Origin of the sequence: Psychrobacter sp. TB20-MNA-CIBAN-0197 (genome assembly GCF_040309765.1) — a bacterium.
Lineage (GTDB): Bacteria > Pseudomonadota > Gammaproteobacteria > Pseudomonadales > Moraxellaceae > Psychrobacter > Psychrobacter submarinus.
On record NZ_JBEOPC010000667.1, the window covers coordinates 1 to 268 of the forward strand.

1 protein-coding gene is annotated in these 268 nt (G+C 38.8%); it reads right to left on the reverse strand.

From position 1 onward, the window contains the following. A partial coding sequence (locus tag AAEY83_RS15445; RefSeq protein WP_351060321.1) for a universal stress protein occupies positions 1–268 on the reverse strand: 268 nt, incomplete at both ends.

Here is a 268-nt window from a genome sequence, read left to right on the forward strand (position 1 = left end):
GTGCTACATGTTCTTCGTTTTCACTAACCGCATTTACAGCAGCTAAAATATTACCGTTTGCTGGCCATGCCATTTCTTTTACAAATAATACCGGAGCTGGGCATTTGCGTACTAAGTGCCAATCGGTCGGGGTAAAAATAACTGATTTAAGTGCACCATGTTGATGTGTGCCTTTAATTACTAAATCGTACTTTTCATCAATTACAGTATCGATTATGGCTTCGTAAGGGCGATTATGCCAAACCACTTGGGTTTCAATATTTATATC